Source organism: Pelagerythrobacter marinus (assembly GCF_034375205.1).
Classification (GTDB): domain Bacteria; phylum Pseudomonadota; class Alphaproteobacteria; order Sphingomonadales; family Sphingomonadaceae; genus Pelagerythrobacter; species Pelagerythrobacter marinus.
Map to the genome: position 1 here is coordinate 1,489,220 of NZ_CP139719.1, position 14,427 is coordinate 1,503,646.

Consider the following 14,427-nt stretch of genomic DNA (forward strand, 5'->3'; position numbering starts at 1 on the left):
TTTCCCGAGGTGGCAACCATGCATGACGAGCCCCTGCCCCCCGGGCAGGACGGGCAGGAGAGTCCGGGCGCCGACCAGGCGCGCTCGGGCACTTCGCTGACCGACGATCTCGTCGCGCTGCTCGAAGACGGCAAGACCTACCTGGAGGCCGAGGCGGCCTATCAGAAAAGCCGCGCGGGTTTTGTCGCGGACAAGGGCAAGTCGGGGATCGTCCACGGCCTTGCCGCCTTCGCCCTCGTGCACATCGCGCTGATCGGGCTGGTGGTCGGCGTGGTCATCGCGCTCTCGCGCTTCCTCACCATCTGGGGCGCGACCGCGGCGGTGACCGGGGTGCTCCTGCTCGGCGGATACTTGTTCGCGCGCAGCGCGATCCGGCATTTCAAGGAGGCCGGGGCCAGCTTCGGAGACGACAGCCCATGACCGAGGCCGAACACAGGATGGCGGAAGCCCGTGCGCTGCGCGACGCGGCGCTGGCGCTGGTGAAGGCGGACATCGCCCACCTGCAGACCGATCTCAACGCCAAGGGCATCGGCGCGCGCGTGCTGGAACGGGTGGCCGAAGGCGCAAGCGACGTGCTCGACGAGGCGACCGACGTCGCGGAGAACCACCGCGGCGTGCTGGTCACGCTGGTCGCGGCGATCGTGCTGTGGTTCGCGCGGCACCCCCTGATGGCCCTGTTCACCGGGGATGAAGCCGGGCGCGACGACGACGAGGCAGAGGCGGAACTCGAAGGGGCTTGAGCCCGTTCGGTTCCCGACAACCCAATTCAGCGGAGACAGACGACAATGGCCGACAACGAGAAACGCGAAGAGCTGAAGAACCGGATCGAGGCGGGCCAGCAGCGGCACGCGAACCGCTCGATGGGCGACTATGCCCGCGAGGCGCGCGACACCGCGACCGCTTTCGTCAAGGACCACCCGATCGCGACCGTTGCCGGCGGCCTGGCGCTGGGCGTTATCATCGCCAGCATCGTTCCCGGCCCCGGCCGGCGCATGCGCAAGAAGGCCGTGCGTCGCGGCTCGGCCATGGCCGCGATCCTGGCCGAGATGGGGGCCGCCTATGGCGCTTCCCTGCTCGAGAACCTCGGCTCGGCAGCGAGGACCGGCGGCGACCGGCTGGAGGACATCGGCGATTCGATCGGCGACAGCGCCCGCGATTTCCGCCGCGAGGTCGGCTCCCAGCGCGACGCGGCGCGCGAAACCGTGCGCCGCCTGACGCGCGATGCCGGCAAGCGGACCGGGCGCACGGTGCGCGACCTGAAGCAGCGCATCGCCCACTGACGGCCCCCGCGGCCGCAAGGGGCGCGCAGCGGCGCGGCGGGGTTGCCTGCCGCGCCGTTTGCTATAAGGGCCGCGCCGTTCCCCAACCCTCCTCCCTCATGGTTCAGGACCGAAGACATGGAAGAAACCGAAGCACCCCAGCGGCTCCACCTCGTCATGGGCGGGCGCGTGAAGGATCCCCGCACGCTGGAATTCCAGGACCCGGAAAGCATCCACGTGGTCGGCGTGTTCAGCGATTACGACAGCGCGGTCGAGGCCTGGCGCGGCAATGCGCAGCGCACGGTGGACGATGCTGAAATGAAATACGTCGTCGTCCACCTGCACCGCCTGCTGACGCCGGACGCCTGACAGGCGAAAGGCCCCGGACGCGGTCCGGGGCCTTCGTTTCATCCGCCCGCGGCCCGCGCCGCGGCCCGGATCAGATGAATTCGATCTTGTCGACGAGGTAGAACTTGTCGCCCGAAGGCACGGTCACCTCGATCTCGTCGCCCACCGACTTGCCGATCAGCGCGCGCCCCAGCGGCGAGTTGTAGCTGATCCGCCCACGGTTCGCGTCGGCTTCCGTCTGGCCGACGATCTGGTATTTCACCGGCTTGTCGTCGTCGTCCAGCAGGGTCACGGTCGCGCCGAAAACGATCTTGTCGCCCGAAAGGGTTGTCGGATCGATGATCTGGGCGCGGCTGACGCGATCTTCCAGTTCGGCGATCTGCGCCTCGACCTGGCCCTGCCGTTCCTTCGCCGCGTGGTATTCGGCGTTTTCCGACAGGTCGCCATGGGCGCGCGCTTCCTCGATCGCGTCGACGATCTTCGGCCGTTCCGCGCGCAGGGACTTGAGGTCGGCAGTCAGCCGCTCGTAACCCTCTGCCAGCATCGGAACTTTTTCCATCGTAGCCATCGCGTCTTTCCTCCATGCGCCCCCGTCACGGCAATTCCGCCCTGTGCCCCTCCGTCGGGGAGGCGGCGGCGAAACGGGCGGAATGTTCGGGAGGGAACGCGGGTTGTTTCAGCTATAATAGTCTTGCAGCGGTCGCACTTCAAGCTGGCTGGCGCGGACGGCCCGGATCGCCTTGGCCGCGGCGAGCGATGCCGCCGCCGTGGTGTAGTAGGGAATCTTCATTTCGAGGGCCGTCGCGCGGATCGATTTCGAATCGATCAGGCTCTGCCAGCCCTCGGTCGTGTTGAAGACCAGCGACACGTCGCCATCGATCATCCGGTCGACGATGTGCGGTTGCCCCTGGGCGACCTTGTTGACGCGTTCGACCGGCAGGCCCTGTTCGGCGAGGTACGCCTGGGTCCCGGCCGTGGCGATGACGCCGAAGCCCTGTTCGATCAGCGAGCGGACGGCGGGCAGGATGATCGCCTTGTCGCTGTCTTTCACCGAGACGAAGACCACCCCGCCTTCGGGCAGGCGCGCGCCCGCCCCCAGCTGCGACTTGAGGAAGGCCGCGGGGAAATCGCGGTCGATCCCCATGACTTCGCCGGTGGAGCGCATCTCGGGCGTCAGGATCGGGTCGGCGCCGGGGAAGCGGGTGAACGGGAACACCGCTTCCTTCACCGCCATGTAGTCGAACGCGCGGCGGAAGGGCGGGAAGGCACTGAGCTTCTCGCCCGCCATCACGCGCGCGGCGATCTTCGCCACCGGCTGCCCGATGGCCTTGGCCACGAACGGCACCGTCCGGCTCGCGCGCGGATTGACCTCGATCAGGTAGACCTCTCCGTCCTTGACCGCGAACTGGACGTTCATTAGGCCCACGACCTTGAGCGCGCGGGCGAGCGCCTCGGCCTGGCGCTCCATCTCCTCGACGATTTCCGCCGGCAGCGAATAGGGCGGCAGCGTGCAGGCGCTGTCGCCCGAGTGGACGCCGGCTTCCTCGATATGCTGCATCACCCCGGCGATGCGCACGTCCCCGCCGTCGCACAGCGCATCGACGTCGCACTCGATCGCGTCGCGCAGGTACTGGTCCACCAGGACCGGGCTGTCGCCCGAGACGTGAACCGCGGTGGCGATGTAATCGTCGAGCTGCGCCTCGCTGTCCACGATCTCCATCGCGCGCCCGCCCAGGACGTAGCTGGGCCGCAGCAGGACCGGGTAGCCGATCCGCGCGGCGACCGCGGCGGCTTCGTCGCGGCTCTTGGCAATTCCGTTGAGCGGCTGCTTGAGCTTGAGCTGGTTGACGAGCCGCGCGAAGCGTTCGCGGTCTTCGGCCAGGTCGATCGCGTCGGGGCTGGTGCCGAGGATCGGAATGCCCTCGTCCTCCAGCGCCTGGGCCAGCTTCAGCGGCGTCTGCCCGCCGAACTGCACGATCACCCCGACCAGTTCGCCCGACCGCTGTTCGACCCGCAGGATTTCCAGCACGTCCTCGGCCGTCAGCGGTTCGAAATAGAGGCGGTCCGACGTGTCGTAATCGGTGCTGACCGTTTCCGGGTTGCAGTTGACCATGATCGTTTCGAACCCGGCCTCCGCCAGCGCGAAGCAGGCATGGACGCAGCAGTAATCGAACTCGATCCCCTGCCCGATCCGGTTCGGGCCGCCGCCGAGGATCACGACCTTGCGGCGATCGCTCGGCCGGGCCTCGTCCTCCGGCTCGCCGAAGCTCGGCGCCTCGTAAGTCGAATACATGTAGGGGGTGACGGCCTCGAACTCGGCCGCGCAGGAATCGATCCGCTTGAACACCGGCAGCACGCCCAGCTTGCGGCGCAGCTTGCGCACTTCCTCTTCGCTGGTCGCGCCGGCCATCGCGCGCACCGTATCGTGCAGCAGGCCCGAGCGGGTGGCCTGGGTTTCGGCCAGCCCCCCGGCGACGCCGACCGAGCGCACGGCCAGCGTGGCCAGGCGGCGATCGGAAAAGCCCATCGCCTTCAGCCGCCGCATCCCGTCGGGATCGAGCGGCAGGCCGTTCTCGCTCACGTCCTTCTCGGCCGCGACGATATCGGCGATCTGGCGCAGGAACCACGGGTCGTAGCCGGTGATCGCCTGGATATCCTCCACCGTGAAGCCTTCGCGCATGGCCTGGGCGACCTTCAGCAGGCGATCGTGCGTCCGGCGGCTCAGCACGGTGGTGATCGCCTCGCGATCGGCCCCTTCCAGTTCGGCCACGCCGTTGAAGCCGTCCAGCCCGGTTTCCAGCCCGCGCAGGGCCTTCTGCATCGATTCCTGGAAATTGCGGCCGATCGCCATGACTTCGCCGACCGATTTCATCGCGGTCGAAAGCTCGGTCTTCGCGCCCTTGAACTTCTCGAACGCGAAACGCGGGATCTTGGTCACGACGTAATCGATCGTCGGTTCGAAGCTCGCCGGCGTGGCGCCGGTGATCTCGTTGGTGATCTCGTCCAGCGTGTAACCGACCGCCAGCTTCGCCGCGACGCGCGCGATCGGAAAGCCGGTGGCCTTCGATGCCAGCGCGGACGAGCGCGAGACGCGCGGGTTCATCTCGATCACGATCAGGCGGCCGTCTTCCGGGTTGACCGCGAACTGCACGTTCGACCCGCCCGTTTCGACGCCGATCTCGCGCAGCACCGCGATGCTGGCGCTGCGCATGATCTGGTATTCCTTGTCGGTCAGCGTCAGCGCGGGGGCGACCGTGATGCTGTCGCCGGTGTGGACGCCCATCGGATCGACGTTCTCGATCGAGCAGACGATGATGGCGTTGTCGTGCCGGTCGCGCACGACTTCCATCTCGTATTCCTTCCAGCCGAGCAGCGATTCCTCGATCAGCACTTCGGTCGTCGGGCTGGCGTCGAGCCCTTCGCGCACGATCCGCTCGAACTCGGCCTTGTTGTAGGCGATGCCGCCCCCGGTACCGCCGAGGGTGAAGCTGGGCCGGATGATCGCCGGCAGGCCGGTCCGCTCGAGCACCGCAAAGGCCTCGTCCAGCGTGTTGGCGACCCCGCTGCGCGCCGATTCGAGGCCGATCTTGTCCATCGCCTCGCGAAAGCGCTGGCGATTCTCGGCCTTGTCGATCGCGTCGGCATTGGCGCCGATCATCTGCACGCCGTGCTTGTCCAGCGTGCCGTCATTGAACAGCGCCAGCGCGCAGTTGAGCGCGGTCTGCCCGCCCATCGTCGGCAGCAGCGCGTCGGGCTTTTCCTTCGCGATGATCTTCTCGACGATCTCGGGCGTGATCGGCTCGACATACGTCGCATCGGCGAACTCTGGATCGGTCATGATCGTCGCCGGGTTGGAGTTGACGAGGATGACGCGATAGCCCTCCTCCTTCAACGCCTTGATCGCCTGCGTGCCCGAATAATCGAACTCGCAAGCCTGGCCGATAATGATCGGCCCGGCGCCGATTACGAGGATCGAAGAGATGTCAGTGCGTTTGGGCATTAGCGATTCTCGAACATCAGGTTGATCGCAAAGCCCTCTTTCGGAGCGTTCGCGAATATGCAGTCGATGACTGGGGCGTTGGACTTTGTCACCGCTACTCGGGTTTCAGGCACTGAATGGGAAGCCCCCTCCCAATGAGTTTTGAATGCGGCCGCACCGCAACGACGAGCGAAGCCTGCGCTGGACAAGTTCATCGCAACTTCTTCGTTGGACATTCCGGCCATTTCGGCTGGCTCGATGACGTCTCGATCATGGATCACGAGGAATGCACCGTCTGCTTCGTGCGACGACACGCGTTCCGCTACGATCCAAATTGCCGAGGAAGTGGCCAAACCCACAGCTAACCAAATCAGCTTGGTCCGCCTCACCCCAACATCCCCACGAACTTCTCGAACAGGTAGAAGCTGTCCTGCGGCCCCGGGCTCGCCTCGGGGTGGTACTGCACGCCAAAGGCTTTCTTGCCCCTGATCGCGATGCCGCAGTTGCTGCCGTCGAACAGGCTGACGTGGGTTTCCTCGACGCCTTCGGGCAGCGCGGCGTTATCGACCGCGAAGCCGTGGTTCATGCTGGTGATCTCGACCACGCCATCCTCCAGCCGCTTGACCGGATGGTTCGCGCCGCGGTGGCCCTGGTGCATCTTGGCCGTTTTCCCACCGGCGGCCAGCGCCAGCATCTGATGGCCGAGGCAGATGCCGAAGATCGGCACGTCGCGTTCCAGCAGGCCCGCGATCACCGGCACCGCATATTCGCCGGTCGCGGCCGGGTCGCCCGGCCCGTTGGACAGGAACACCCCCTGCGGCGACAGCGCGAGCACTTCGTCGAGCGAGGTCTTCGCCGGGACCACCGTGACCCGCGCGCCGGCCTTCACCAGGTTGCGGAAGATATTGTCCTTGCTGCCGTAATCGATCGCAACCACGTGAGGGCGCGCCTCGTCGCGCGGGGAACGGCCATAGCCGGTGCCGAGCTGCCAGTATCCGCCTTCCCAGCTTTCCTGCTTCTCGCGGCTGACCCGCTGGGCGAGGTCCATCCCGTTCAGCCCGGGCCATTCCTGCGCGCGCTTCAGCAAGGCAGGCAAGTCGAACCGGCCATCGGGATCGTGCGCGATCACTGCATTGGGCGCGCCGTTCAGGCGGATACGGCGGGTGAGCGCGCGGGTATCGACGCCCGACAGGCCGATCTTGCCCTGCGCCGCCAGCCATTCGCCGAACTGTTCGCGCGCGCGGAAGTTCGAATGCGGGGTCACTTCCTCGCGAACGATGCAGCCCACGGCCCCTTCGACCTTCGATTCGATGTCTTCGGCGTTCGCGCCGACATTGCCGATATGCGGGAACGTGAAAGTGACGATCTGCCCTGCATAGGAGGGGTCGGTCATCACTTCCTGATAACCGGTCATCGCGGTGTTGAAGCACACTTCGCCCACCGCGGCGCCCACCGCCCCGAAGCCCCTGCCCCAGACCAGGCTCCCGTCGGCCAGAACCAGCACGCCGGTCGCTCCTTTGGGTTGCGCAGGCGTGTTAACGGGGTCTGCCATGGGGCGCTCCGAGTTCATTGGTTTTCCGGTAATGTCGCTAAGTCCCAGCCGCTAGGCGCGGGCGCGGTTTCCGTCAACCTGTCCAATTGCGAATTATCGGGGTAAGGCCCCCGGCATCGAGAAATTCCCTTTGCGCAAGAGAGCATTTTCCATGATCCGCGACGACATCAAGCAGGCCACCGTCCAGGCGATGAAGGCGGGCGACAAGCAGCGCACGGCCGCGCTGCGGCTGATCGCCGCCAAGATCAAGGACCGCGATATCGAACAGCGCACCAGCGGCAAGGACGTCGACGACGACGCACTGGTGACCGAGGTGCTGCAGAAAATGGCCAAGCAGCGGCGCGAATCGATCCAGATGTACGAAGACGGCGGCCGCACCGAGCTGGCCGAGCAGGAAAAGGCCGAGCTGGCGGTGATCGAGGAATACCTGCCGCAGATGATGGACGAGGCCGAAACGCGCGCCGCAATCGCGGCGGTCAAAGCCGACCTCGGCGCCGATTCGATCAAGGACATGGGCCGCGTCATGGGGGAACTAAAAGCCCGCCACGGCGCTGTGCTCGACATGAGCCGGGCCAGCGCCCTGGTGAAGGAGAGCCTTGCATGACACGCCGTTTCGCCATCCTCGCCACGGTCGGCACGATCGCCCTGGCCGCATGTTCCGACAATACCGGCAGGGATGGCGAAGAGGCCGTGACCGACCTCGACCGGGTCGCGAGCGACGGGGCGGCGGAAGCGGCCGCGAAAGCACTGCCGGCAGGCGATTTCGCCGAGCTGACGCTGGGCGCGAAGATCGCCGGGCCGCGGGGCGAGGACGTCGAGGGGGCGCTTTCCAACGCGGCCGGCAACTTCGCCGACATCCGTTCCTACGTCGCCTGCCCGGCGGGGATCGACCCGTGCGATCCGGCCAGCGCGCCGGCGGGGACGGTGTTCACTTACGTCCACGTCGTCCATCCGGGGGAGGACAACGACCCGTCCACCGGCGACGGCGAAGGCAATACCTCCTCCGACGTCGAACGCGCGAGCGAGTTCCGCCTGACCATGCCCGCCCATGGCTTCACCGGGCAGGCCGGCTATTCGAAGGCGGAAGCCCTCGCCGCCATCGGGGCCAAGGCCGACGTGATCGTCACCTGCCACGAAGGCGGCATCGTCTGGACGGTGAACGCGGGCGACGGCGGGGACCAGTGGGAACAGGCCGAGCCGCTGACGTTCTACTGGCAATCGACCGTGCCGCCCGCCGGGCCGCGCGATGCCTATGCCATTTTCGCCAACTATACCGCCGCCCACGGCCCCGGCCCCTACCCGGCGGCCGACGAAGCGGCGGGCAACGCCTGCACCGCCCCGCGCGCGGCCGGCTGATCGCCCTTGCGCTCGCCGGGCGCGCCGCGCATTGATCGCGCATGGCGCTGACCCCCCAATGGCTGGACGAACTGCGATCGCGCGTGACGCTGTCGAGCATCATAATGCGCACGACCAAGCTCCAGCGCGCGGGGCGCGAGTGGAAGGCCTGCTGCCCGTTCCATGACGAGAAGACGCCCAGCTTCACGGTAAGCGACGAAAAGGGGTTCTATCACTGCTTCGGCTGCGGCGCGCACGGCGACGTGATCCGCTGGATGACCGACCAGCGCGGCCTTTCGTTCATGGACGCGGTCAAGGAACTCGCCGCCGAAGCCGGGATGGAGATGCCCGCCCCCGATCCGCGCGCCGCGCGCCGCGCGCAGGAACGCGCCGGACTGCACGACGTGATGCAGGCCGCGCAGGACTGGTTCGCCGCCAACCTGCAGGGGCCCGGCGGCGCCCGGGCGCGCGAATACCTCGCCTCGCGCGGGTTCAGCCCGCGCACGGTCGAGTGGTTCGGCTTCGGCTTCGCGCCGGGGGAGCGGCAGGCGATGAAGGCCGCGCTATCGCAGTTCGACGAAAGCCTGCTGATCGAGGCCGGGCTGCGGATCGCGGTCGAGGATCGCGATCCCTACGACCGTTTCCGGGCGCGCCTGATGCTGCCGATCCACGATGCCCGCGGGCGGGTGATCGCGTTCGGCGGGCGCATCCTCGAAAGCGACAGCAAGGCGCCCAAGTACCTCAATTCGCCCGATACGCCGCTGTTCGACAAGGGGCGCACGCTCTACAACCTCCACCGTGCCGGCCCCGCCTCGCGCCAGAGCGGGCGGATGATCGTGGTCGAAGGCTACATGGACGTGATCGCGCTCGCGGCCCACGGGTTCGAGGACGCCGTGGCCCCGCTCGGCACGGCGCTCACCGAACAGCAGATCGAGCTGCTCTGGCGCATGGTCGAACGGCCGGTGCTCTGCTTCGACGGGGACGCCGCCGGCCAGCGTGCGGCCATGCGCGCGATCGGGCGCGCCCTGCCCCTGCTGCGCCCTGCCCATTCGCTCGCCATCGTGCGCCTGCCGGCCGGGCTCGACCCCGACGACCTGCTGAAAAAGGAAGGGCGGGCCGCGATGGAAAGGCTCCTGGCGGCCCCCGCCACCCTGCTCGACACGCTGTGGGAGTTCGAGAAGAACGCCCAGGCGCTCGACACGCCCGAGGACAAGGCCGGGCTGAAGCAGCGCCTGCTCGATCACGTCGAGCGGATCGAGCATCCCGATATCCGCGCCCTCTACAAGCGCGAGCTGCTGGAGCGCTTCTCCGCATTCGCCTTTCCCCGGCGCGAGCGCAGCTTCACCCCGCGCGGGGGCGGGCCGCGCGACCGGCGCCAGGCGATCCCGCGCCTTTCGCCTGAGACCGCCCGCCGCCTGCGCGGCGCGCGCGAGGGGTCGCGCGACCAGCTGGTCTCCGCCGTTATCGCCGGCCTGATGCGCTACCCCGACGAGGCGCTCCGCCATGCCGAGCAGCTGGGCCGCTTCGCGCAGCTCGACCGCAAGGCCGGCCCGGCGGTGGACGCGGTGCTGGAAGCGGTGGAAATGCTTGAACCGGGCGAGACTTTGCCCATATCGTCGTTCGACGGTCCCGTCGCGCCGCCGGATAACACCCGCTTCGCCTTCCTCGGAGAAGGCATCGATCCGCAAGTCGCGCGCGAACAGTTGGCCGAAGCCGTGGCGCTGCTGGTCGAACGGCCTGCGCTGGAAGCTGCCCTGGCCGCAGCGACAACGCGGTTCGAAACCGACCCGGAAGGAGCTTTCGCCGAGCAACAGAGATTGCTCAAACGAAAGCTGGAATTTGAGCGGCGACTAGGGCAAATGTCGAGCCGACGGGCTGCTTCGGCGGCCCAAGCTGATTCAACGCGCCGGGGGGAGACAGGGCCCGCCAATGGCGCAGACACGGAATGAACGCATCTTCATGGCAACCAAGTCGAAGAACTCCGACACCGATGACGCACCGCTGATCGATCTCAACGAGGCGTCGATCAAGAAGCTCATCACCCGTGCGAAAAAGCGTGGCTACGTCACCGTCGACGAACTGAACGAGGCCCTGCCGCAGGACCAGATGACGACCGACCAGATCGAGGATGTCATGTCCGCGATCTCCGAGATGGGCGTCAATATCGTCGAGAACGACGAAGAGGCGGAGGCCGACGCCGATGCCGAGAGCGAGGTGGAGGAAATCGCCGCCGACGCCGACGGCGACGGTGCGAAGCCGGCGAAGAAGACCGCCGCGGCCGCGGCCAAGAAGACGACCACCTCTGATCGCACCGACGACCCGGTGCGCATGTACCTGCGCGAGATGGGGGCGGTGGAACTGCTGAGCCGCGAGGGCGAGATCGCCATCGCCAAGCGGATCGAGGCCGGGCGCGACACGATGATCATCGGCCTGTGCGAGAGCCCGATCACCTTCCACGCGATCATCCAGTGGTCCGAAGCGCTCAACAGCGAGGAAATGCAGCTGCGCGAGATCCTCGATCTCGATGCCATGCTGTCGAAGGAACCGCCGGCCGACAAGATGGAAGAAGGCGCGGAGGACGACGACGGCGAGATCTCCGAGGAGACCGCAGGCCCGTCGATCCGCGAGGACGACGAAGTCGACGAAGAGACCGCCGAGGACGAGGAAGAGGGCGAGAACGGCCGGCGGCGCGAGGAAGACGACGAGGAAGACAACACGATGTCCCTCGCGCAGATGGAGGCCGCGCTCAAGCCGGACGCCGTCGAGCGCTTTGCCCGCATCACCGACCTGTTCAAGAAGTTCGAGAAGATCCAGGCCGAGCGGGTCGAGACGATCGGCCGCGGCGAGGATTTCCCGGCGGCGAAGGAAAAGAAGTACGAAAAGCTCCGCGAAGAGCTGACCGCCGAGGTCGAAAGCGTCCAGTTCCACGCGACCAAGATCGAGTTCCTGGTCGACAACCTCTATGCCTTCAACCGCCGCCTGACCGCACTCGGCGGCCAGATGCTGCGCCTCGCCGAACGGCACAAGATCAAGCGGGCGGACTTCCTCGATGCCTATATCGGCAACGAGCTCGACGATTCCTGGCTGAAGGAACGCGCGAAGAAGGACAAGAAATGGGCCGCCTTCGCCGATCGCGAGGGCGAGGCCGTCGAACGCATCCGGGCCGAGATTTCCGACATCGCCAGCCAGACGGGCATGAGCCTGGAGGAATTCCGCCGCATCGTGAACATGGTGCAGAAGGGCGAGCGCGAGGCGCGCATCGCCAAGAAGGAAATGGTCGAGGCGAACCTGCGCCTGGTGATCTCGATCGCGAAGAAATACACGAACCGCGGCCTGCAATTCCTCGATCTGATCCAGGAAGGCAACATCGGCCTGATGAAAGCGGTCGACAAGTTCGAGTACCGCCGCGGCTACAAGTTCAGCACTTACGCCACCTGGTGGATCCGCCAGGCGATCACCCGCTCGATCGCCGACCAGGCGCGCACGATCCGCATCCCGGTCCACATGATCGAGACGATCAACAAGCTGGTGCGCACGAGCCGCCAGTTCCTGCACGAGCAGGGCCGCGAACCCACGCCGGAGGAAATGGCCGAGCGCCTCTCCATGCCGTTGGAGAAGGTTCGCAAGGTGATGAAGATCGCCAAGGAGCCGATCTCCCTCGAAACGCCGATCGGCGACGAGGAAGACAGCCACCTGGGCGATTTCATCGAGGACAAGAACGCGATCATCCCGGTGGACGCGGCGATCCAGGCGAACCTGAAGGAAACCGTCACCCGCGTGCTCGCCAGCCTCACCCCGCGCGAGGAACGCGTGCTGCGCATGCGTTTCGGCATCGGCATGAACACCGATCACACGCTGGAGGAAGTCGGCCAGCAGTTCTCGGTGACACGCGAACGTATCCGCCAGATCGAGGCCAAGGCCCTGCGCAAGCTCAAGCACCCGAGCCGCAGCCGCAAGATGCGCTCCTTCCTCGACCAGTAGGCTCCGCCGGGCGGAGGCCGACCCGTTACGCCTTCGCCCGCGCGCCTGTGCGACAAAATCCTGACAGGAAAGGCATTCGGGCGGGAACCGGAGCGGTTCTCGCGCGCTATTGGCGCACCCGAGGGAGGGAAATCGTGAGCGTCAGCATTGTCCATTGACTTCGAGGCGCTGTTCGCGCGGTCCCCCAATCCGTACGTCGTGCTCGATCGCGATCTGGTGATCGTGTGGATGAACGACGCGTACCTGCGCGTCACGATGCGCGAGCGCGACGACATCGTCGGCAAGACGATGTTTGACGCCTTCCCCAGCCCGGAGGATTCGGACAGCCATCGCCAGCTGCGCGCCTCGTTCGCGCGCGTCCTGGAAACGCGCGAAGTCGACGAGATCGCGCTGATCCGTTACGACATTCGCAATCCCGACGGCAGCATGGATGCCCATTACTGGAGCGCCACGCACACCCCGTTCCTGGGGAAGGACGGCGAAGTCGCCTATATCCTGCAGCACACCGTTAACGTCACCGAACTCCACGGCCTGCGCCGCCTGCGCGACGAGGTCGATGTCATTCGCCGCGCAGCCGCGGTGGAGCTGCGCAACCGCGGGCTGGAGGAGGAAAGCCAGCAGCTGAAGCGGCTGCTCGAACAGGCGCCGGGCTTCGTCTGCGTGCTGCAGGGGCCGGAGCATCGCTTCGTGATGGCCAATGCCGCCTACCGCCGCCTGATCGGCGACCGGCCCCTGCTGGGCCTGCGCGTGATCGAGGCCCTGCCCGAAGTGGTCGAGCAGGGTTTCGTGGACCTGCTCGACGAAGTGCGCGCCAGCGGCAGGCCCTATTTCGGCAGCCGCGAGAAGATCGCCCTGCGCAACCGCCCCGACGCGGAGCCGGAGCAGCTCTACCTCGAATTCATCTACCAGCCGATCTTCGACGAGGATGGCGAGGTCTCGGGCGTGTTCGTCCAGGGCCACGACGTGACCGAGGAGGTCGAGGCCGAGGAACGCCAGCGCCTGCTGATCAACGAGCTGAACCACCGGGTGAAGAACACGCTCGCGATCGTCCAGGGCCTGGCCCAGCAATCCTTCGCGCGCGCCGAGCAGCCTGGCGAGCGCGCGCTGGAGAGCTTCTCCGCCCGCCTCTCGGCACTGGCAAGCGCGCACAACCTGCTGACGGCGTGCAACTGGGAAGCGGCGGACTTGCGCGAGCTGATTACCGGCGCACTGGAGGCGACCGCCGGCCCGGCGAACGACCGCTACCGCGTCGACGGGCCCGACGTCGTCCTGCGTCCGCAGCCCGCGGTCGCGCTGGCGATGATCGTTCACGAGCTTTCGACCAACGCGATCAAGTACGGCGCCCTGTCGTGTGCCGAAGGGCGGATCGCGGTGTCCTGGCGCATCGTCCCGGCCGGGGACGCCGGCGACGATCGCCCCGGCGCTCCGACGCTTGTCATCGACTGGGCCGAGAGCGGCGGCCCGCCGGTCTCGCCGCCGGAACGCGAAGGCTTCGGCTCGCGCCTTATCCGCCGGGGCCTGGGCGACCGCGGGGGCAAGGTGGAACTGGACTATCGCCCGGAAGGGTTGCGCTGCAGGATCGAGGCCACGCTATGAAGATGAACGGTGCACGCATCCTGGTGCTGGAGGACGAACCGATCATCGGCTTCGCACTGGAAGATATCCTGGCCGCCGAAGGCGCGCACTCGTTCCTCGCGACCACGCTGGACGAGGCGGAAACGGCCGTCGCAGGCCAGGCCTTCGATTGCGGCATCCTCGACGTCAACGTCCACGGCGGCAAGAGCTACGGCGTGGCCGCGCGCCTGCGCGAAGGCGGGATACCCTTCCTCTTCGCCACCGGCTACGGCGACACCGCCCATCCGCCCGAGTTCGCCGACGTGCCCACGCTGTCCAAGCCCTACAGCCCGGGCCAGGTTCGCCGGGCGATCGACGCCATCGCCTGAGCGCGCGTCAGCTCGCGCCAGCGAAGGCGG

At 67.1% G+C, this 14,427-nt stretch carries 14 protein-coding genes; 10 read left to right on the forward strand and 4 right to left on the reverse strand.

Annotated features, from left to right (window positions below; translation table 11 throughout):
• Window positions 1-18 precede the first annotated feature (18 nt).
• From T8T98_RS07200 to T8T98_RS07215, 4 genes are all read left to right on the forward strand, one after another.
• Window positions 19-420, forward strand: a complete 402-nt coding sequence (locus T8T98_RS07200; protein ID WP_251105601.1) for a phage holin family protein — start codon at window positions 19-21, stop codon at window positions 418-420.
• Entirely contained in the window at window positions 417-740 is a 324-nt protein-coding gene (locus T8T98_RS07205) for a hypothetical protein (RefSeq protein ID WP_251105600.1), read from the forward strand. The genes T8T98_RS07200 and T8T98_RS07205 overlap by 4 nt, the downstream gene beginning before the upstream one ends.
• A gap of 45 nt (window positions 741-785) precedes the next feature.
• The gene (locus T8T98_RS07210; RefSeq protein WP_251105599.1) at window positions 786-1,280 is read left to right on the forward strand and encodes a hypothetical protein; all 495 of its coding nucleotides are present in this window, start codon (window positions 786-788) and stop codon (window positions 1,278-1,280) included.
• Window positions 1,281-1,397: 117 nt separating this feature from the next.
• Window positions 1,398-1,628, forward strand: a complete 231-nt coding sequence (locus T8T98_RS07215; protein WP_160732948.1) for a DUF4170 domain-containing protein — start codon at window positions 1,398-1,400, stop codon at window positions 1,626-1,628.
• A 70-nt stretch (window positions 1,629-1,698) separates the two neighbouring features.
• Here the strand turns inward: T8T98_RS07215 and greA are convergent, their stop codons facing one another.
• The 4 genes from greA to carA form a co-directional block, all read right to left on the reverse strand.
• On the reverse strand, window positions 1,699-2,175 hold the full coding sequence (gene greA, locus T8T98_RS07220; RefSeq protein WP_160732949.1) for a transcription elongation factor GreA: 477 nt from the start codon (window positions 2,173-2,175) through the stop codon (window positions 1,699-1,701).
• A 108-nt stretch (window positions 2,176-2,283) separates the two neighbouring features.
• Window positions 2,284-5,607: a carbamoyl-phosphate synthase large subunit gene (gene carB / locus T8T98_RS07225; RefSeq protein WP_251105598.1), complete on the reverse strand. Its 3,324-nt coding sequence runs from the start codon at window positions 5,605-5,607 to the stop codon at window positions 2,284-2,286.
• The gene (locus tag T8T98_RS07230) at window positions 5,607-5,975 is read right to left on the reverse strand and encodes a hypothetical protein (RefSeq protein ID WP_251105597.1); all 369 of its coding nucleotides are present in this window, start codon (window positions 5,973-5,975) and stop codon (window positions 5,607-5,609) included. Before T8T98_RS07230 ends, carB begins: the two co-directional genes overlap by 1 nt.
• Entirely contained in the window at window positions 5,972-7,138 is a 1,167-nt protein-coding gene (gene carA / locus T8T98_RS07235) for a glutamine-hydrolyzing carbamoyl-phosphate synthase small subunit (RefSeq protein WP_251105596.1), read from the reverse strand. The genes T8T98_RS07230 and carA overlap by 4 nt, the downstream gene beginning before the upstream one ends.
• Window positions 7,139-7,289: 151 nt before the next feature.
• On the opposite strand from carA, the gene T8T98_RS07240 reads away from it, so the two are divergent.
• The 6 genes from T8T98_RS07240 (at window position 7,290) to T8T98_RS07265 (ending at window position 14,397) form a co-directional block, all read left to right on the forward strand.
• On the forward strand, window positions 7,290-7,742 hold the full coding sequence (locus tag T8T98_RS07240) for a GatB/YqeY domain-containing protein (protein ID WP_160732953.1): 453 nt from the start codon (window positions 7,290-7,292) through the stop codon (window positions 7,740-7,742).
• Window positions 7,739-8,494: a hypothetical protein gene (locus T8T98_RS07245; protein ID WP_251105595.1), complete on the forward strand. Its 756-nt coding sequence runs from the start codon at window positions 7,739-7,741 to the stop codon at window positions 8,492-8,494. Before T8T98_RS07240 ends, T8T98_RS07245 begins: the two co-directional genes overlap by 4 nt.
• Before the next feature lie 41 nt (window positions 8,495-8,535).
• Complete coding sequence (gene dnaG / locus T8T98_RS07250; protein WP_251105594.1) at window positions 8,536-10,422, forward strand: DNA primase; 1,887 nt, start codon at window positions 8,536-8,538, stop codon at window positions 10,420-10,422.
• A 10-nt stretch (window positions 10,423-10,432) separates the two neighbouring features.
• Window positions 10,433-12,454 carry an RNA polymerase sigma factor RpoD gene (rpoD, locus tag T8T98_RS07255; RefSeq protein WP_251105593.1) on the forward strand — a complete coding sequence of 674 codons (2,022 nt, stop codon included), beginning with the start codon at window positions 10,433-10,435 and terminating at the stop codon, window positions 12,452-12,454.
• Between the two features lie 147 nt (window positions 12,455-12,601).
• Window positions 12,602-14,050, forward strand: coding sequence for a sensor histidine kinase (locus T8T98_RS07260; RefSeq protein WP_251105592.1), 1,449 nt, complete (start codon window positions 12,602-12,604; stop codon window positions 14,048-14,050).
• Window positions 14,047-14,397, forward strand: coding sequence for a response regulator (locus T8T98_RS07265; RefSeq protein WP_251105591.1), 351 nt, complete (start codon window positions 14,047-14,049; stop codon window positions 14,395-14,397). Before T8T98_RS07260 ends, T8T98_RS07265 begins: the two co-directional genes overlap by 4 nt.
• The last annotated feature ends 30 nt before the right edge of the window (window positions 14,398-14,427 follow it).